A 19,634-nucleotide genomic window follows, 5' to 3' on the forward strand; every position below is an offset into this window, starting at 1 on the left:
TAAAATTAAGAAAAAAATGCAATAAAACTTTCAAAATTAATATAAAAATGCAAGAAAAGGATTAGGGAGGATAATATGGCTAAAATAATTAAAACTGCATATACATTTGATGATGTATTACTAGTACCAAATAAATCAGAAATATTACCTAGAGAGGTAAGTTTAAAAACTAAATTAACTAAAAAGATAACATTAAACATACCTTTAATGAGTGCTGCTATGGATACAGTAACTGAATCTAAAATGGCTATTGCTATGGCAAGAGAAGGTGGAATTGGAATTATTCATAAGAACATGTCAATTGAACAACAAGCAAAAGAAGTTGATAAAGTTAAAAGACAAGAGAATGGAATTATTACAGATCCTATATTTTTATCAAAAGAGAATACACTTCAAGAAGCAGAAAATCTAATGGCACAATATAGAATATCAGGAGTACCTATAACTGAAAATGGAAAATTAGTAGGAATACTTACTAATAGAGATGTAACTTTTGAAACAGATTTTAATAAAAAAATATCAGAAGTAATGACAAAAGAAAATTTAATTACAGCACCAGAAAATACTTCAATTGATGAAGCTAAAGAAATACTAAAAAAACATAAGATAGAAAAATTACCTTTGGTGGATAGTGAAGGAATTTTAAAAGGATTAATAACAATTAAAGATATTGAAAAAGCTAAGCAATTTCCTAATGCTGCAAAAGATGAAAGAGGAAGATTGTTATGTGGAGCTACTGTAGGTATTACTGGAGATATGATAGAGAGAGTTGATGCTTTAGTAAAAGCTAAAGTTGATGTAATTACAGTGGACACAGCACATGGACATTCAAGAGGAGTTTTAGATGCAGTTTCAAAAATAAAATCAAAGCATCCAGATCTTCAAATAATAGCAGGAAATGTAGCAACAGCAGAAGCAACAGAAGATTTAATAAAAGCAGGAGCAGATTGTGTTAAAGTTGGTATAGGACCAGGATCAATCTGTACTACAAGAGTTGTTGCAGGGGTTGGAGTACCACAATTAACAGCAGTTATGGATTGTGCAGAAGTAGGTAAAAAATATGGAGTTCCAGTAATAGCAGATGGTGGATTAAAATATTCTGGAGATATAGTAAAAGCTTTAGCAGCAGGAGCAGCAGCAGCAATGATGGGATCATTATTTGCAGGCTGTGAAGAGGCACCTGGTGAAATGGAAATATACCAAGGAAGAAGCTATAAAGTATACAGAGGAATGGGTTCTTTAGCAGCAATGGCATGTGGATCTAAAGATAGATATTTCCAAGATGGAAATAAAAAATTAGTACCAGAAGGTGTTGAAGGAAGAGTAGCATATAAAGGATATGTTTCAGATACAATATTTCAATTATTGGGTGGAATAAGATCTGGAATGGGATATTTAGGATCTAAAGATTTAGACACTTTATATGAAACAGCTAGATTTGTTGTTCAAACTTCAGCAGGATTTAGAGAAAGTCATCCACATGATATAAATATAACTAAAGAAGCTCCAAATTATAGTGTGGGACAATAATTAGTTTATAAAATAATATATCATAATAATTAGTTTGTAAAAACAGTTTCAGGAGGAAATAATGAAGAAAGAGTTAGTTTTAGTTATAGATTTTGGTGGACAATATAATCAGTTAATTGCAAGAAGAGTAAGAGAATGTAATGTATATTGTGAAGTGCATCCTTATAATTTAAGTGTTGATAAAATAAAAGAAATGAATCCAAAGGGAATCATTTTCACTGGTGGACCAAACAGTGTATATGGAGAAGATTCTCCTTTATGTGATAAAGCTATATTTGAAATAGGAGTACCTATTTTAGGTATATGTTATGGTTCTCAACTTATGTCTCATATGCTTGAAGGTAAAGTAGCAACTGCACCTGTAAGTGAATATGGAAAAACAAAAGTTGATGTAAAAGTAGAATCTAAACTTTTTGAAGGAGTATCACCTTCAACAATATGTTGGATGAGTCATACTGATTACATAGAAAAAGCACCAGAAGGATTTAAAGTAATAGGGAATACTCCTGTTTGTCCTGTTGCAGCTATGGAATGTGAAAATAAAAAATTATATGCAGTTCAATTTCATCCAGAAGTTATGCATACACAAGAAGGTACAAAAATGCTTTCAAATTTTGTTTATAATATTTGTGGATGTAGTGGAGATTGGAAAATGGATTCATTTGTTGAAAAGACAATTGAAGAAATTCGTGAAAAAGTTGGAAAAGGTAAAGTATTATGTGCATTATCAGGTGGAGTTGACTCATCAGTAGCAGCTGTATTACTTTCAAAAGCTGTTGGAAAGCAATTAACTTGTGTATTTGTAGATCATGGTTTACTTCGTAAAAATGAAGGTGATGAAGTTGAAGAAATATTTGGACCTAACGGTCAATATGATTTAAACTTTATTCGTGTAAATGCACAAGAAAGATTTTATGAAAAATTAGCTGGAGTAGAAGAACCAGAACAAAAGAGAAAAATTATTGGAGAAGAATTTATAAGAGTATTCGAAGAAGAAGCTAAAAAAATAGGAACTGTAGATTATCTTGTACAAGGAACTATTTATCCAGATGTAATTGAAAGTGGTCTTGGAAAGTCAGCAGTTATAAAATCTCACCATAATGTTGGAGGACTTCCTGATTATGTTGATTTTAAAGAAATAATAGAACCTCTTAGATTATTATTTAAAGATGAAGTGCGTAAAGCAGGTTTAGAACTTGGAATACCTAAAAAGTTAGTGTTTAGACAACCTTTCCCAGGTCCAGGTCTTGGAATACGTATTATTGGAGAAGTAACAGCTGAAAAAGTTAAAATAGTTCAAGAGGCAGATGCAATATATAGAGAAGAAATTGCAAAGGCAGGAATTGATAAAGAAATTGGTCAATATTTTGCAGCTCTTACTAATATGCGTTCAGTAGGTGTTATGGGTGATGAAAGAACATATGATTATGCAGTTGCACTTCGTGCTGTAACTACAAGTGATTTCATGACAGCTGAAAGTGCAGATCTTCCATGGGAAGTACTTGGAAAAGTAACAACTAGAATTATAAATGAAGTAAAAGGTGTAAATCGTGTAATGTATGATTGCACAGGAAAACCACCAGCAACTATAGAATTTGAATAGTAGATAAAATATAAGAAAATAAAAAGTAGTTATATTTTGCTTATTTGATTAAGTGAAATATAACTACTTTTTTGCTATATAAAAAATGATTTTGAAGTATTTATCTTAAGATTAAATGATATATTTTAAAAATATAAAATAATAACACAAAAATAGGTTTTTGCATATTATATATTATAATATTTTTACAAAAGGAGTTAAAGAGATGAACAATTATTGTTATTATAATGAAAATAAACATCCAGAAAAAATAAATATGGCTTGTGATTTTGATGAACATCTATTCGATGAAGAAGAATTAGATTGTGATTTTAATGACTTCTGTAATTATGAAGAATTCGAGTGTGAAGAAGAAGAAGAAAAACCTAACTGTGATGAAGTATGCAAAAAATGTTATAAGAAAGGCTTTAAAGATGGCTGTCAAAAAGGCTATAAAGAAGGATTTAGAGATGGCTGTCAAAAAGGATATAAGAAAGGCTTTAAAGACGGTTGTGAAAAGGGATATAAACAAGGCTTTAAAGATGGAGAACAAAAAGGGTATACAGAAGGCTTTAAAGATGGAAAACAAAAAGGTTATGAAGAAGGCTTTAAAGATGGCTGTCAAAAAGGATACCAAAAAGGTCTTAAAGATGGCTATGAAAGAGGATTTAAAGATGGAAGAGTAAAGGGATTCCAAGAAGGCTGTCAAGCAGGTTATGAAAAAGCAAAGAGAGAATTTTTAGCATGCATAAATAAAAAACATCCATGCTGTTAGGAACTTTGTAAGCCAATTTAATAGTTGATTTATAGGAATGACTTTTTTGAATAAGTTTGAACTTATTCAAAAAAGTCTCTTTTAATTCCTTAGAAAATTATAAATTAATCATTTATTGTATAAGTATATTTAAACATGGAAAAACTATTTCTAAAAAATATAAAATAAAAATAAAAAATATTCAAAAAATATAGTTTAGTATATATAAAATTGAAAAAATATGTATAAATATATTATAATTAATAAAAAATAGTTACATTTATCATATTTTAGAGCGTATTTATAGATATATAGTAATTTAGAATTATGTTTTTAATCAATTAGTATACATTTTTTCAATACGTGATGAAAAAGTAAACATTAAATAATTTAAGTTAGTGTATTATTATATAATTGTAAGATGGAATGAGGGATTGAAAATGGTTACAAAATCATTAGAAAGAAAGTTATTCATTATACTTGAAATGTTAACCGATAATAACGGGGTTCTCTTAGAAGATTTTTCAGATGAATTAGGGGTTAGTACTAGAAGTATTAGAAACTACTTAAAACAATTACAAGAAGAAATACCTAAAGAAATTGTAGAAATAGTAAAGAATAATAATTCAGAGTACAAGCTAAATATAAAAAATCAAGAAAAATTTCAAGAGATATTAGAATTAAATAGAAGGCAAAAACAGAAGTTTTCTCAATTAAATAACCCAGAAGAAAGAGTTGATTATTTAATCAATAGGTTAGTAGGTCTTGATGAGATTGTGACAATAGACGATTTAGCAGAAGAAATGAATGTAGGTAGGACAACTTTAGTTAAAGATTTAAAAAAAGTTGATCAAAAGTTAGAAGAGTATGGATTAATTTTAAAGAGAAAAACAAATTCAGGAATAAAAATTGAAGGAGATGAAATTAATTTAAGATTGATTATACTTGAGCACATATGTAAAACATATGATGATGCAAGAATATTATTAGAAAATAGCGATATTATTACTAAAAAAGATATTATTAAACTTCAAGAACAAATTGTAACAAACTTAAAAGAAAATAAATTTGGTGTTACTGAAGCTTTAATAAATAATTTGATCAGGTATATAGCAGTAATGTTATTAAGAATAAGTAATAATAAAAAAATAATATCACTACAGTCACAGTATAAAATAATTAAGGAATCTGAAGAGTATTTAATAGGAAAGACTATAAAAAATTTAATTGAAGAATTATGTAATATTGAAATCGACGATTTAGAAGTAATATTTATAGTCATGCCATTACTTGGAAGAAATGCACCTCTCTATCATGAAGTATTAAGAAATTTAACTATAGGAGAAAATATAACTACACTAAGGAAACAAATTTTTAAAAAAGTTTTTGAATTTACTGGCTTAAGCTTAGAGGAAGATGAACAATTAATACAGAGTTTAGAATATCATTTATATTATGCATTAAATAGACTTGTATTAAATATCAAATATAAAAATCCTATGTTAAAAGAAATAAAAGAAAAATACAAATTACCTTATGAAGTAGCTAAAATAGCTGCAACAGTAATAGAAGAAAAATATGATATTGAAGTTGAAGAAGATGAGATAGGATATTTAGCATTACATTTTGGAACTTATGTTGAAAGAGCAAGTAAATCATCTATTAAAATAAAAAATGCAGCAATAATTTGTGGAACAGGATTAGGAACAGCACAGTTATTAAGTATGAAACTAAAGAAAATATTAGGAGAAGAAATAAAATTTAAATCTTTTTCAGATTTAGATTTTACAGAAAATCTAGCTAATAAATATGACATGATTTTTACACTTGTAGATTTAAATATAAATATAAATGTGCCAATAATAAAAATTACTTCTATTTTTGATGAAAGTCAATTAAAAGGAGAAATAGAAAGCCAAATATTTTTAAATAAGACTAATGAACAAATAAATGATACAAAGCCAGATATTTTAAATGGAATGTTAGATAAAAAGTTAGTATTTTATTTAAAAGAAAATAATTTTAAAAGTAACTTAGAAAAAATGTTAGATAGTTTAATAAAATCAAATATTGTATCTAGTGAATTTAAGAAAAGAGTTATAGAAAGAGAAAAAAAGGCTGGGACAGCATTTGGTGGATATATAGCATTGCCTCATGCAGTTGATGAAAAAGTAAATAATGTAATAGTTGCATATGGAATACTAGATAAATTACTTATAGTGGATGGTAAAGAAGTTGGATTAATAATATTAATGGTAATACCATCAGAAAGTCAAAATAGTCAAGATATGATAGTTAAAACCTATCAAGAAATTATAGATTTATCAAGTAATAAAAAAATAGTTCAAAAATTAATAAAAACTAAATCTTATAAAGAATTTAAAGAAATTCTAGGAAGGAGATAAATTATGAATTCAGTTGTATTTTTAATAATTGTAGGAATTACCATTTGGATACTTAATTTTATCTTTGGATTATTTCAGATCAAAGATTTCAATAAAAATTATATAGAACTAAGAAAATTAGGCAAAGTAGCAATAGGAAGAAAAAAGGGAATGATTAACTCGGGCACGGTAGTTCTAATAAGAATTCAAAATGATGGATTAATTTTAGAATCTAGAAAAATGCAAGGGGTAACCGTGGCTGCAAGAGTTAAACGTTTTGAAGGATTGGAAAATATGTATATAGACAAAATTCAGGAAAACGATTTAAATGGCTTTAACAAACCACTTAAAAAAGCAATTTTAGACGCTGTTAAAAATTACAAAAAGTTTAAATTAGAGGAGGGAAGTACAAAAGAAGAAGACTTAAAAGTGGTTGTTTAAAAAATACAATATACAAAAGTATAATTATAATGAGGAGGGTTTTTTATGACACAAGTGTTCGATTTTTTAGCTAAAGGTGCAGACTCATTCATGAATTTATTTAGAGCAGGCGGAGACCAATTTATGGGTTTCGTAACAGGTATTATACCATTACTAGTTGCATTATTAGTTACTATGAATGCAATTATAAAGTTTATTGGAGATGAAAAAATAGAAAAACTAGCCAAAAAATGTTCTTCAAATCCAATAAGTAGATATTTGTTACTACCAGTTATAGGAACATTCGTATTTGCAAATCCAATGACATTATCACTAGGTAAATTTATGCCTGAAAAATATAAACCAAGCTATTATGCAGCAGCAAGTTTTTCTTGTCATACAATGAATGGATTATTTCCACATATTAACCCAGGTGAGTTATTCGTATTCTTAGGAATAGCATCAGGTATTACTACATTAGGTCTTTCAACTACAGATTTAGCAGTTAGATATTTATTAGTAGGTATAGTAACAAATTTCTTTAGAGGTTGGATAACAGATTTCACAACATCATATGTAGAAAAACAACAAGGCGTTAAATTAAATACTGAAATAAAATTAGGATAATTAAGTAAAATAAAAGTTTAAATAGAATTAAGGAGTTGACAATTATGGGATACAAAAAAGTTAAAATCAATAAAGGATCAGGTGGATGGGGTGGTCCATTAATAATAGAACCTACAGAAAAGAAAAATAAAGTAGTATATATTACTGGAGGCGCTCAACCAGAAACAGCAGTAAGAATAGCAGAATTAACAGGATGTGAATTGATAGATGGATTTACAACTGGAGTTAAAGATGATGAAATAGCTTGTGCAATAATCAACTGTGGAGGAACTCTAAGATGTGGAATTTATCCTCAAAAGAAAATACCAACAGTTAATATTATGAGAACAGGTAAAAGTGGTCCTTTAGCAATGTTTATAAAAGAAGATATATATGTTTCAGCAGTAAAACCGGACAATGTAGAAGTAATAGAATAAATTTATTTAGAAAAATAAAGAAATTATTATTCAAAGGAGGAAGACGTAATGAGTTACGATACTAGTAAAAAGATTAGTCAACAAACTGGAGGCTTAGTTGGAAAGATAGGTATAGCAATAGGAAATATTAGTAGTACATTATTCCAAGCAGGAAGAGATACTATTGATACAGTAGTTCATACAATATTACCATTCATGGCTTTCGTTGCAGTATTAATAGGTATTATCAATGCATCAGGAGTTGGTAGCTTTATTGCAAATTTACTTACACCATTAATCGGAAATGTAGGTGGACTAGTTGTATTATCACTTATATGCTCATTCCCATTACTTTCACCATTCTTAGGACCTGGTGCTGTTATAGCACAAATAATTGGTGTTTTAATAGGAACTGAAATAGGAAAAGGAACTATACCACCACATTTAGCATTACCAGCACTATTTGCAATAAATGCACAAGCAGCAGCAGATTTTATACCAGTTGGTTTAGGACTAGCAGAAGCGGAACCAGAAACAGTGCAAGTAGGAGTTCCATCAGTTTTATATTCAAGATTTTTAACAGGAGCACCAGCAGTTGTAGTAGCTTGGCTTGCAAGTTTTGGATTATACAGCTAAATATTAAGTAAATAAGCAAGAAGGGAACAATTTTATGAAGACAATTTATAGCACTAGAATAGAAAAGATTGGTGAAAAAGCTGAAGAATTTTTTGCAGCTAATATGTTTATAACTTTTAAAAATAACGCTCCTCAAGAGTTAATTGATTATTGCTTTATTCATAACGAAAATAATTTATTAGAAGATATAAAGCCTAATGACATACTTTATATTGATGATACTACTTATGAAATAAAAGCAGTAGGAGAGTTGGTAAATAAGAATTTAAAAGAATTGGGACATATAACATATAATTTTCTAGGAGAAGAAGAAGCTAAAGTAGCAGGTACTTTATACTTAGAAAAAAAAGAAATTGCACCAATTGCCGTTGGTACAATTCTAAAAATAATAAGAAATTAATTTTAAATAGTTTAAAAAATAATATTTAAGAAGATTATAAAACTTTTTATATAATTAGTCAATTTGCTAAAAGTATAAAGTGCTTTCAAGGTTATATGAAAAAAGAATTAAATAATTTATGAAATGAATTGTTCTTTGAATTTTAAAATAGGTTTGATTATTAAAGTGCTTGGTATCGGAAAAAAGTAAAAGTAATCAAACCTATTTGTTCATTAATAGAGAGTAAGGATGTTCATATAAATTAACAGATTAATTTATTAATGGAGGGATAGAAAAATGACAAAGTCATGGTTAAACTTAGAAGGAAAAACAGCAATAGTCACAGGTGGAGCATCAGGAATAGGAAAGGCTGTAGTACAAGAATTTTTAAATAACGGTTCAAATGTTGTTGTATGTGATATGAACCCAAATGCACCAGAATTAGATATAAATGAAGCAAGTGGAAAAATGTTATATGTGAAAACTGATGTAACAAATTATGATAATGTTAAAGAAATGATTTCAAAAGCTAAAGAAACATTTGGAAAAATAGATATTTTAGTAAATAATGCAGGTATAAATATCCCTAGATTATTAGTAGATCCTAAAGAGGAAAATGGTAAATATGAATTAGATGAAGCTATTTTTGATAAAATAGTAAATGTTAATATAAAAGGTGTATTTTTCTGTGCACAAGCAGTTGCTAGAGAAATGGTAAAATCAGGTTCTGGAGTAATAATAAATATGTCTTCAGAAAGTGGACTAGAAGGATCAGAAGGTCAAAGTATTTATGCGGCAACTAAAAATGCAGTAAATTCATTTACAAGATCTTGGTCAAAAGAATTAGGAAAGCAAGGTGTTAGAGTTGTTGGAGTAGCACCAGGAATATTAGAAGCTACAGGTCTAAGAACTATAGAATATGAAACAGCTTTAGCTTATACTAGAGGAATTACAGTTGATGATTTAAGAGCAGGATATAGTAAAACATCAACTACTCCATTAGGAAGATCAGGAAAATTATCAGAAGTAGCGGATTTAGTTTGTTACTTAGGATCAGAAAAAGCAGGTTACGTTCATGGAGTAACTTATAATATCGCTGGAGGAAAAACTAGAGGGTAAGTTTTTAAAGAGTGTAAACAAGCCTTAAATAGCATAAGTTTAACATTAATTAAATTTTTAAATAACCTATAATATAAATATATAATATTAAAAGTTCCTAATATTACTAGGGACTTTTAATATTATATAAATTAATTTTAAGAATATAATTAGGAGTGTGAGGAAAAAATGATATATATATTAGATACTGCAAATTTACAAGAAATAAAAAGAGCTTATGAATATTATCCTATGGAAGGTGTTACAACAAATCCATCAATAATAAGTAAAGAAAAAGAAAATTTTATTAAAAGATTAAAAGATATAAGAAAAATAATAGGTAAAGAAAGCATGCTACATGCACAAGTGTTGGCAGTAACAGCAGAAGAAATGATTAATGAGGCAAAATACATAGTAAATGAGATAGGTGGAAATATATATATTAAAATACCTGTAACTCCAGAAGGTATAAAAGCTATAAAAATACTTAGTAAAGATGGAGTGAAAATAACAGCAACTGCAATTTTTACTGCTCAACAAGCTTTAATAGCATCAAAAGCAGGAGCAGATTTTGTCGCACCTTATGTTAATAGAATTGACAATATTAGTGGTAATGGAGTAGAAGTTGTTGGAGATATTGTTGAATTGTTAGAATTAAATAATCTAACAACTAAAGTTTTAGCAGCTTCTTTTAAAAATGTTCAACAGGTTAATGAAGTTTCTTTAAGAGGATGCCAATCAGTTACAGTAGGAAGTGATATAATGGATAAACTTATAGAACATGCATTAACAGAATTAAGTGTAAAACAATTTATTAATGATTGGAAAAATGCATATAATAAAACTACTGTATTATAATAAGGAAAGAATTAATAGGTTTTTATTATTAAAAAGGGAGATTTTAGAGGATTTATATACTTTATAATTAGGAATTATTATTTTTTAGTATGAAATTCCAAAGTTTCAATAATATCATAAATGTTTAAGAAATGTTTAATAAAAGTATGATATAATTGTAAAGTGAAATTTACGTAATTAATATATGGAGGTATGGTTGTGAAAAAAGGATTAACATTAGATTTAAGTAAAACACAAGCATTTGTAAAAGACTATGAACTAGATTACATGGAAGGAATGGTAAAGGATTCACATGATAGACTTCATAGTAAAACAGGTCAAGGAAATGACTTTTTAGGTTGGATAGACCTTCCAGTGAATTATGATAAAGAAGAATTTGCTAGAATTAAAAAAGCAGCACAAAAAATACAATCTGATTCAGATGTTTTAATAGTTATAGGAATTGGTGGATCTTATCTTGGAGCCAGAGCAGCAATAGAAATGTTAACAAGCAATTTCCATAATGTTTTAGATGGAACTAAGAGAAAAACACCACAAATATTCTATGCAGGTAATAATATAAGTTCAACTTATATGGCTGAATTATTAGAAGCTATAGAAGGAAAAGACGTTAGTGTAAATGTAATTTCAAAATCAGGAACTACTACAGAACCAGCTATTGCATTTAGAATCTTTAAATCTTACTTAGAAAAGAAATACGGAGTAGAAGAAGCAAGAAAGAGAATATATGCAACAACTGATAGAGCAAGAGGTGCATTAAAGAGTTTAGCTGATGCAGAAGGATATGAAACATTTGTAATTCCTGATGATGTAGGTGGAAGATTCACAGTATTAACACCAGTAGGATTATTGCCAATAGCTGCAGCTGGAATAAATATAGATGAAATGATGCAAGGAGCTGCTGATGCAAGAGAAACATATTCAAATCCTTCACTTAAGGAAAATGATTGTTATAAATATGCAGTTACAAGAAATGCTTTATACAATAAAGGTAAAGCAATTGAAATATTAGTTAATTATGAACCATCTCTTCACTATTTTAATGAATGGTGGAAACAATTATATGGAGAATCAGAAGGTAAAGATAATAAAGGATTATTCCCAGCAGCTGTTGACTTTAGTACTGATCTTCACTCTATGGGACAATACATTCAAGATGGTAGAAGAAACCTTTTTGAAACAGTTATTAATGTAGAAAAAGCTAAAAAAGAAGTTACTATAGAATTTAGCGAAGGCGATCTAGATGGATTAAACTTTTTATCAGGAAAAACTATGGATTTTGTAAATAATAAAGCATTCCAAGGAACTTTATTAGCTCATAATGATGGTGGAGTACCTAATATGGTAGTAAATGTACCAGAACTTTCACCTTATTATTTTGGTCATATGGTATATTTCTTTGAAAAAGCTTGTGGAGTAAGTGGTTACTTATTAGGAATAAATCCATTTGATCAACCGGGAGTAGAAGCATATAAGAAAAATATGTTTGCTCTTCTTGGAAAACCAGGATATGAAGATATGAAAGATGAATTAGAGAAGAGACTTTAATAATGAAAATTATAATTGATGGAGATGCCTGTCCAGGTATCTCCATTATTGAAAAAGTAGCTAAAATTAAAGAAATACCAGTAATAATTTATTGTGATATTAATCATTTTATACAAAGTAACTATTCAGAAGTTAAAATTGTAGATAGTGGATTTCAAAGTGTTGATATGTATGTAATTAATGAGACGAAAATTGGAGATATAGTTGTGTCTCAAGATTACGGGGTAGCAGCGATATGTTTATCTAAAAAAGCTAAGGTAATAAATCCTAAAGGATTTATATATGATGAAAAAAATATAGATAGATTATTAGAAGAAAGACATTTATCACAAAAAATTAGAAGAGGCGGAGGTAAAACTTCAAATCCTAAAAAAAGAACTCAAGAGGATAATTTAAGATTAGAAAAAAATTTAAAATATTTAATAGAATTGGTTGTTAAGGCACAATCAAAGAAATAACAAGTTAATTTGCCAGTCTATTTTCCATCATGCTGCGTCGTCAAATTGACCTAATAGGCACGCTATGAGGACAATTTATCTCCTTGCCTGATGAAAAATATCCATTGCAACTTTGGACTTGTTATTTATTTTTATGTGCCTAATAATTTATAGGGGAATAAATACCTCTATTTTTTTTGTCTATTATATGAGATAAGTTATATAATTATGATATAATTTAAATAAAAATTAACTGAAGTTATTTACAAAAAATGGAATAAATGTATAATGTAATTAGAGGGTGTATAAAAGGGAGGTTTTGGTTATATGCAAGAACTTCAGTTAAAAGATGTAGAGATTAGCTTTGATAAAGAAAAGCCACAAAACAAAGGTACGGAAATAAGTATATTAAGTAAAATAGATAAAAAGTCTGCTGAGATAGAATATAAGTTTATTATTGGTTCGAATGGCATATGGACTACTATACAAGATTTTTCTGAAAATAATAAGTGTCGTTGGAGACCAAATAGTGAAGGAGAATATACAATTATGGTACAAGCAAGGGAGAAGAATGGGAGAAAGTCTTTTGATTATCTAGCTAAGGAAAATTATTTAATAAGTAACAAAAATCCAATAAAGCTTATAGAAGATGTATTAATTGATAAAAGTGAAGTAGTAGTGGGAGAGAAATGTTTAATAAAAGTAAAGTCAAATAGAGAGGATATTCTTTATCGATTTTATGTTAAAGGATATCAAGGTTGGGATCCTATTATTGATTATACAACTGATAATACATTACTATACACTGCAAATAATTCAGGTGAAAAAGAGTTCTTAATTGAATGTAAAAGGGTGGATTCAGATTTGAATTTTGATGATTATGCTACTGTAAGAGTAAATGTTAGTGACATCAAAAGATTGGAAATAACAAATTTCAAGTGTGAAAATAAAGAGTTACTTGTAGGAAAAGATTTAAATTTTACTATAGAAACAAAGTATCCAAGTGATAGAACTATTTTATATAAATTTTATAAAATATCAAAAGATAGTAAGGCAACTTGTATACAGGATTATTCTACAAATTGTAGTGTTAGTTATAAAGAGAGTGAGCCAGGAGATTATAGATTATTATCTTATGTAAAAGATATATTTTCTGATAAAGAATATGATGATAGAGCATTAATATTATATAAAGTTAAACCATATAGAGATATAAAGATTAAAGGGTTTTCAGCAGACTTAAGTTCACCACAAGTAGTTGGGAGTAATATTACATTTAAAGTAGAATCTGATGGTGGAAAAAAATTATTATATAGATATAAAGTTAAAGGACCACATGAACACGATAGTGGATTAATTAGAAATAATGAGTATGTTTGGAAAGCTAATGAATCAGGTAGATATGAAGTAGCAGTTTTTATTAAAGATGAATCTTTTAAAGGTGAATATGAATGCACTGAAAAGATTATTTTTGATATTGAGGAAAGAGGAAATAAGCCAGTTAAAATACTTGATGTCGTTGTTGATAAAGAAAAGACTGTAATAATAGGACAAACTGTTAATATAATGGTAAATGCAGAGGGCGGCACAAGACTTAATTATTCTTTTGTAGTATATAGGGATAAGAAAAAAGTAGAAAGTGTAGAATATGGTAAAGCTAATTGGGTTAATTTTATTCCAGAAGAAAAGGGAGATTATGAAATAGAAGTTAATGTTAAAGATAGATATTCTGATAAAGAATATGATGCGCATACTTTTATATATTTAAAGGCAAGAGAATATATGCCAGGAGAAATAGATTATATAATTTTACCTTGTAAGAAAAATTATGTTGTTGGAGACAATATAGAATTTGAATCTATAATACAAAATACAAGAAGTGTTTTAGTTAAATATGTAACTAAAATTAATGGACATAAAATAGAGGAAACAGAATTTTTAAAGAATAAAAAATTAAGATTTACTCCTAAAATAGCAGGTAAATATACTATAGAGGTTTATGCAAAAAATATAAAATGCACAGAAGAATATGATTCAAAGAAAGAATTAAACTTATATATAAATGAAGCACCTCCTATTATCAATACTAAAGTGTTGATAAATAAAGATAAACCTAAGATAAATGAAGAGGTAACATTTGAGGTTAAAAATTCAGGAGGAAAAGATGTTTGTTATGAGTTTTATTTAATGGAACAAGGAAATTGGAAAAAGGTTCAATCATATAGTAAGAAGAATTATTATAGTTTTATACCATTTGTAAGAGGTAAATATAAAGTGTTAGTTCTTGCTAAAAGTTATTATAAAAATGTAAATTATGAAGATTATGATGAGGTAATGTTTAAAGTACGTGATTAAGATTTTATAAATTGATTCGAAAATTAATAATAGAATAAACATTTATATAGGATAAAAAATGGAGGAACGTTATGAAATTAGATGATTTAAGTTCAATATCACAAAATCAGTTATTAGCTTTATCAATGAATAACAATTTATCTGAAAGTAAAAATGGCTCAGATGATATACAATTTGCATTAGTTATGCAAGCTTTAATGGAGAATTCAAATCAATCATCAGATAGTGAAAAATTACAAGCAGTACAAGCGATACAAAATACAGAAACTACACCAGGACAAAGATTAGATTATATGAAAATGGTATTAAATCAGAATTTAAGTTCATATGTTTCTGATAGCACATCTGTTTCAAACAATACATCTATATTAAATTTAGCATCACAAACTAGTGATGAAAAAATGAAAAGAATATATTCTGCTGTAGATAGTGCTTCAAAGAAATATGGAGTAGATTCTAATTTGATTTTAGGAATAATTAAACAAGAATCTGATTTTAATCCTTCAATAACATCTAGTGCTGGCGCTAAGGGATTAATGCAATTAATGCCAGAAAATTGTAAATCAAATGGTGTAGATGATCCATTTAATATTGAACAAAATATAGAAGGTGGAGTAAAACTATTAAAGGGATATATGAATCAATATAATGGCAATCTGGAAATGGCATTAATGGCATATAATGGAGGACCAGGTACAATGCAAAGAAGAGGAGTAACATCATCAGAACATTTATATAAAATGCCAAAAGAAACTCAAAATTATGTTCCAAAAGTAATGTCATATTATAGAAATGGTATATAATTATTAGATATTGATAATTATAAATTTAAAAGGTATAAAATGTTGTATGTTTTTAGATATAAATATTTTATACCTTTTTATTTTTATGTTACATTATACTTAAGATAATATCTTAAATAATATTAATAAAAATAATATGTTTTAAAACATAGGAAAAAATAAAATTAATTATAGAGGTGAAGTTGTGGAAAGATTAGATAAGATAATTTCAAATTTAGGTTATGGAAGTAGAAAAGAAGTAAAAGCATTAGTTAAAAAAGGATTAATTGAAGTAGATGGGATTATTGTTAAGGACAACGGAATGAATATTGATCCAGAAAATACAAATATAAAAATAAATGGTGAGGAAATATTATATAGAAAATACATATATTTAATGATGAATAAACCAGCAGGGGTAATATCAGCAACTCATGATTCAAGAGATGAAACTGTAATTGATTTATTAGAAGTGGATCATCAGGTATTTGATCCTTTTCCAGTGGGAAGATTAGATAAGGATACGGTGGGATTATTATTATTAACAAATGATGGAGAACTAAATCATAGATTAATATCGCCTAAGTGGCATGTTGATAAAGTTTATTATGCGAAGATAAATAATAATGTAACAGAAAAAGATATATTAGCATTTAAAAAAGGAATAATTCTTGATGATGGTTATAAATGTTTGGAAGCAAAATTAGAGATTTTATCTAATTCAGAAGATAATTCAGAAGTAAGAATAACTATTCAAGAAGGAAAATATCATCAAGTAAAAAGAATGTTTGAAGCTTTAGATAAAAAAGTTATATATTTAAAAAGAGAAGAATTTGGTGGGTTATATTTAGATGAAGAATTAGAAGAAGGCGAATATAGAGAATTAACAGAAGAAGAATTATCAATTTTACAGAGTTATTAACGAACATTAAAACTTTTTGCAATAAAATAATTCATTTTATATTCAAAAGTAAATAATTTTCGTAAAATTACTTGCATTTTAGAGTGGGATATTCTATAATGATTGTGCAAGGATAAATAAAAGGAATTATATAGCCCCCTTTTTATTTATTGCTTATTGCTTATTGCTAAAGCGCAACCTAGCCCCAAGGGTTGCGTTTTTTTATTATATAAAAATGAAAAAGTTTACTTGGGATTAAATTTATAATAATTGCTTAAATGCAAGATTTAAAATGTAAAAAAAGGTAAAAAATATAGATTCAAAAATAATGAATGAATTAAATCATTTCTATTTTAAAAATGATTTAATTCATTCATTATTTTTATACTTGTTTTTTATAAACTTAAAAAGTCAATAATAATTTATAACATAATGATAGATATTAAATAAGTATAAATTTTGTGGTATTTTAAGTAGATTTATGTGAAATAAGATTTAGACTATTGAAAGTATAAAAAACTGTTTTTAAACATAAATTCATATTTTAATAAATAATGTGTGTACTATGTTATAATATTTAAAGATTATGTGAATGAAAGAAAATATATATAAATCTAATATGCAAATAGATTAGTTTATTATTATCTAAATATACCTTAAGAAAGGAGCAGGTTAACTAAATGGAGTTAAAATCATTGCTTAATAAAGAACAGTATGAAGGTGCAACAACAATAGATGGTCAATTATTAATATTAGCAGGGGCAGGTTCAGGAAAAACAAGAGTATTAACATATAGAATGGCTCATATGATAGAAAATTTAGATATTCCTCCATATAATATATTGGCTATTACATTTACTAATAAAGCTGCTAAAGAAATGAAAGATAGAGTTAAATCTTTAATTGGGGATAGAGCTGAAAATATGTGGATATCTACCTTTCATTCAACTTGTGTAAGAATTTTAAGAAGAGAAATAGATAAAATAGGTTATAATAGCAATTTCACTATATATGATACTTCAGATCAAAAAGTATTGGTAAAAGATTGTATGAAAATATTAAATATTAATGATAAAGATATAACAGATCAAGAGATATTATCTAAAATAGGAAGAGCAAAGGATTCATTACAAAGTGCGAGTAGTTTTATGAGAGAACATGAATCTAACTTTAGGGAGAAAAAGATAGCTGATGTATATGAAATGTATCAAAAAAGACTTAAAGAAAATAATGCTCTTGATTTTGATGATTTAATTTTTAAGGCAGTTGAATTATTCAAATCTAATCCAGAAGTACTAGAGTTTTACCAAAATAAGTTTAAATATATTATGGTAGATGAATATCAAGATACTAATGGTGCTCAATATGAATTAGTTAGATTACTTGCAAGTAAATATAAAAACATTTGTGTTGTAGGGGATGATGATCAATGTATCTATCAGTGGAGAGGTGCGGATATTCAAAATATATTAGATTTTGAAAAAGATTATCCAACAGCTAAAGTAATTAAATTAGAACAAAATTATAGATCAAAGGGAAATATCTTAAATGCTGCAAATGTAGTTATAGTAAATAATTCAAATAGAAAAAGTAAAGTATTAAGAACGGAACAAGAAGCCGGTGGTAAGATAAAGGTTTATAGAGCATATTCAGATAGTGATGAGGGAGATTTTGTTGGAAAGCAGATTTTAGATATAAAATCTAAAGAGGAAAAACAATTTAAAGATTTTGCTATATTATATAGAACAAATGCTCAATCACGTATATTTGAGGAAAGTTTAAGAAGAAAATCTATTCCATATAAAATAATTGGTGGAACAAAATTCTATGATAGAAAAGAAATAAAAGATATTTTAGCTTATTTAAAAGTATTAGTTAATCCTCAAGATGATGTGAGCATTAAAAGAATAATAAATGTTCCAAAGAGAAGTATTGGAGATGCAACTGTATTAAAAGTTCAAGAATTCGCTAATAATTATGAACTAAATATGTGGGATGCTTTAATGGAAGCTAGAACTATTCCAACATTAACTCCAAGGAATGCCAGCAATATTGAGAGTTTTACAAATATAATGGAGAATTTAATGATACTTAGTGAAACAGTACCAGTATCTGTATTAATTCAATCTATATTAAAAGATACTGAATATATGAAACAATTAGAGAATTCTAAAGAAATTGAAGACAAAAGTAGAATTGAAAATTTAAAAGAGTTAGTATCGGATGCAGTTGATTTTGAAAAAAATAGTGAAGATAAATCATTATCTGCTTATCTAGAAAAGGTATCTTTAGTTCAAGATACAGATAAAATTGAAGATGAAGAAGATTCTATAGTATTAATGACAGTACATAGTGCTAAAGGGCTTGAATTTCCGGTAGTATTTATGGTTGGGATGGAAAATGGTATTTTCCCAGGAAATATGTCATTTGAGAAAGAATCTGAAATGGAAGAGTCAAGAAGACTTTGTTATGTGGGAATAACTAGAGCAAAAGAAACATTATTTATGACTTCAGCAGAAGTAAGAAGAGTATTTGGTAGAACAGTCGCATATGCACAATCAGACTTTATAAATGAGATAAAATCTGAATTAAAGGAATATGTAAGTGGAAATAAAATAACACCAAATACTAAACCTAATGTATCTAAGAATAATTCTTATACGAATCCACATAGCTTAAGAAATAATATCATCAATAAAAATAAAGCTTTTAATGAAATTTCAGGAGTTAATATAAAAGGAAATAATAATGCTGAATATATAACTAGTAACGAGGTTACACTTGGAAGAAAAGTAGAACATGATAAATTTGGTGTAGGAACTATTGTAAGTATTCAAAATGCAGGGAATGATAAGAAATTAACTATTGCATTTGATAAACAAGGAGTTAAAAATTTAATGCTATCATTTGCAAAACTTAAGATAATATAGTCAAATAAACTAAACATA

The 19,634-nt window shown here is 27.4% G+C and carries 15 protein-coding genes and 1 pseudogene; all 16 read left to right on the top strand.

The genetic code is table 11. The features are described from left to right. Positions 1-75: 75 nt before the first annotated feature. The 16 genes and pseudogenes from guaB (at position 76) to pcrA (ending at position 19,616) form a co-directional block, all read left to right on the top strand. Positions 76-1,530 carry an IMP dehydrogenase gene (gene guaB / locus KYD98_RS10410; RefSeq protein ID WP_219779880.1) on the top strand — a complete coding sequence of 485 codons (1,455 nt, stop codon included), beginning with the start codon at positions 76-78 and terminating at the stop codon, positions 1,528-1,530. A gap of 61 nt (positions 1,531-1,591) precedes the next feature. Then, positions 1,592-3,133 (top strand): glutamine-hydrolyzing GMP synthase, encoded by a 1,542-nt coding sequence (guaA, locus tag KYD98_RS10415; protein WP_219779882.1) that lies wholly within the window; start codon positions 1,592-1,594, stop codon positions 3,131-3,133. Positions 3,134-3,338: 205 nt separating this feature from the next. Next, complete coding sequence (locus tag KYD98_RS10420; RefSeq protein ID WP_219779884.1) at positions 3,339-3,887, top strand: Yae1 family protein; 549 nt, start codon at positions 3,339-3,341, stop codon at positions 3,885-3,887. Positions 3,888-4,306: 419 nt separating this feature from the next. After that, a complete protein-coding gene (locus tag KYD98_RS10425) occupies positions 4,307-6,271 on the top strand; it encodes a BglG family transcription antiterminator (RefSeq protein ID WP_219779886.1) in 1,965 nt (654 codons plus the stop codon). Between the two features lie 3 nt (positions 6,272-6,274). Further along, on the top strand, positions 6,275-6,691 hold the full coding sequence (locus KYD98_RS10430; RefSeq protein WP_219779888.1) for a transcriptional regulator GutM: 417 nt from the start codon (positions 6,275-6,277) through the stop codon (positions 6,689-6,691). A gap of 45 nt (positions 6,692-6,736) precedes the next feature. Continuing rightward, positions 6,737-7,297, top strand: coding sequence for a PTS glucitol/sorbitol transporter subunit IIC (srlA, locus tag KYD98_RS10435; protein WP_219779890.1), 561 nt, complete (start codon positions 6,737-6,739; stop codon positions 7,295-7,297). Positions 7,298-7,341: 44 nt separating this feature from the next. Then, positions 7,342-8,328, top strand: a pseudogene (gene srlE, locus KYD98_RS18205) (PTS glucitol/sorbitol transporter subunit IIB). A 34-nt stretch (positions 8,329-8,362) separates the two neighbouring features. After that, on the top strand, positions 8,363-8,728 hold the full coding sequence (locus tag KYD98_RS10450; RefSeq protein WP_219779896.1) for a PTS glucitol/sorbitol transporter subunit IIA: 366 nt from the start codon (positions 8,363-8,365) through the stop codon (positions 8,726-8,728). Between the two features lie 276 nt (positions 8,729-9,004). Beyond that, on the top strand, positions 9,005-9,826 hold the full coding sequence (locus KYD98_RS10455; protein WP_219779898.1) for an SDR family oxidoreductase: 822 nt from the start codon (positions 9,005-9,007) through the stop codon (positions 9,824-9,826). A 168-nt stretch (positions 9,827-9,994) separates the two neighbouring features. Next, positions 9,995-10,663 (top strand): fructose-6-phosphate aldolase, encoded by a 669-nt coding sequence (locus KYD98_RS10460; protein WP_219779900.1) that lies wholly within the window; start codon positions 9,995-9,997, stop codon positions 10,661-10,663. A gap of 198 nt (positions 10,664-10,861) precedes the next feature. After that, positions 10,862-12,211, top strand: a complete 1,350-nt coding sequence (locus KYD98_RS10465; protein WP_219779902.1) for a glucose-6-phosphate isomerase — start codon at positions 10,862-10,864, stop codon at positions 12,209-12,211. A gap of 2 nt (positions 12,212-12,213) precedes the next feature. Further along, a complete protein-coding gene (locus KYD98_RS10470; protein WP_219779904.1) occupies positions 12,214-12,669 on the top strand; it encodes a YaiI/YqxD family protein in 456 nt (151 codons plus the stop codon). Positions 12,670-12,975: 306 nt separating this feature from the next. Beyond that, on the top strand, positions 12,976-15,003 hold the full coding sequence (locus KYD98_RS10475; protein ID WP_219779906.1) for a triple tyrosine motif-containing protein: 2,028 nt from the start codon (positions 12,976-12,978) through the stop codon (positions 15,001-15,003). A gap of 71 nt (positions 15,004-15,074) precedes the next feature. Next, on the top strand, positions 15,075-15,806 hold the full coding sequence (locus tag KYD98_RS10480; protein ID WP_219779908.1) for a lytic transglycosylase domain-containing protein: 732 nt from the start codon (positions 15,075-15,077) through the stop codon (positions 15,804-15,806). A gap of 184 nt (positions 15,807-15,990) precedes the next feature. Beyond that, on the top strand, positions 15,991-16,707 hold the full coding sequence (locus KYD98_RS10485) for a pseudouridine synthase (RefSeq protein WP_219779911.1): 717 nt from the start codon (positions 15,991-15,993) through the stop codon (positions 16,705-16,707). Between the two features lie 659 nt (positions 16,708-17,366). Beyond that, positions 17,367-19,616 (top strand): DNA helicase PcrA, encoded by a 2,250-nt coding sequence (gene pcrA / locus KYD98_RS10490; RefSeq protein ID WP_219779913.1) that lies wholly within the window; start codon positions 17,367-17,369, stop codon positions 19,614-19,616. The last annotated feature ends 18 nt before the right edge of the window (positions 19,617-19,634 follow it).

It is taken from the genome of Clostridium weizhouense (assembly GCF_019431045.1).
In the GTDB taxonomy this organism is placed as follows: Bacteria; Bacillota; Clostridia; order Clostridiales; family Clostridiaceae; genus Clostridium; species Clostridium weizhouense.

What these genes read in the sequence shown, in the direction of transcription:
- KYD98_RS10470 (WP_219779904.1), top strand. Translation starts at nt 12,214, where the DNA reads ATGAAAATTATAATTGATGGAGATGCCTGTCCAGGTATCTCCATTATT.
- KYD98_RS10425 (WP_219779886.1), top strand. Translation starts at nt 4,307, where the DNA reads ATGGTTACAAAATCATTAGAAAGAAAGTTATTCATTATACTTGAAATG.
- pcrA (WP_219779913.1), top strand. Translation starts at nt 17,367, where the DNA reads ATGGAGTTAAAATCATTGCTTAATAAAGAACAGTATGAAGGTGCAACA.
- KYD98_RS10420 (WP_219779884.1), top strand. Translation starts at nt 3,339, where the DNA reads ATGAACAATTATTGTTATTATAATGAAAATAAACATCCAGAAAAAATA.
- KYD98_RS10455 (WP_219779898.1), top strand. Translation starts at nt 9,005, where the DNA reads ATGACAAAGTCATGGTTAAACTTAGAAGGAAAAACAGCAATAGTCACA.
- guaB (WP_219779880.1), top strand. Translation starts at nt 76, where the DNA reads ATGGCTAAAATAATTAAAACTGCATATACATTTGATGATGTATTACTA.
- srlA (WP_219779890.1), top strand. Translation starts at nt 6,737, where the DNA reads ATGACACAAGTGTTCGATTTTTTAGCTAAAGGTGCAGACTCATTCATG.
- KYD98_RS10450 (WP_219779896.1), top strand. Translation starts at nt 8,363, where the DNA reads ATGAAGACAATTTATAGCACTAGAATAGAAAAGATTGGTGAAAAAGCT.
- KYD98_RS10430 (WP_219779888.1), top strand. Translation starts at nt 6,275, where the DNA reads ATGAATTCAGTTGTATTTTTAATAATTGTAGGAATTACCATTTGGATA.
- KYD98_RS10480 (WP_219779908.1), top strand. Translation starts at nt 15,075, where the DNA reads ATGAAATTAGATGATTTAAGTTCAATATCACAAAATCAGTTATTAGCT.
- guaA (WP_219779882.1), top strand. Translation starts at nt 1,592, where the DNA reads ATGAAGAAAGAGTTAGTTTTAGTTATAGATTTTGGTGGACAATATAAT.
- KYD98_RS10460 (WP_219779900.1), top strand. Translation starts at nt 9,995, where the DNA reads ATGATATATATATTAGATACTGCAAATTTACAAGAAATAAAAAGAGCT.
- KYD98_RS10475 (WP_219779906.1), top strand. Translation starts at nt 12,976, where the DNA reads ATGCAAGAACTTCAGTTAAAAGATGTAGAGATTAGCTTTGATAAAGAA.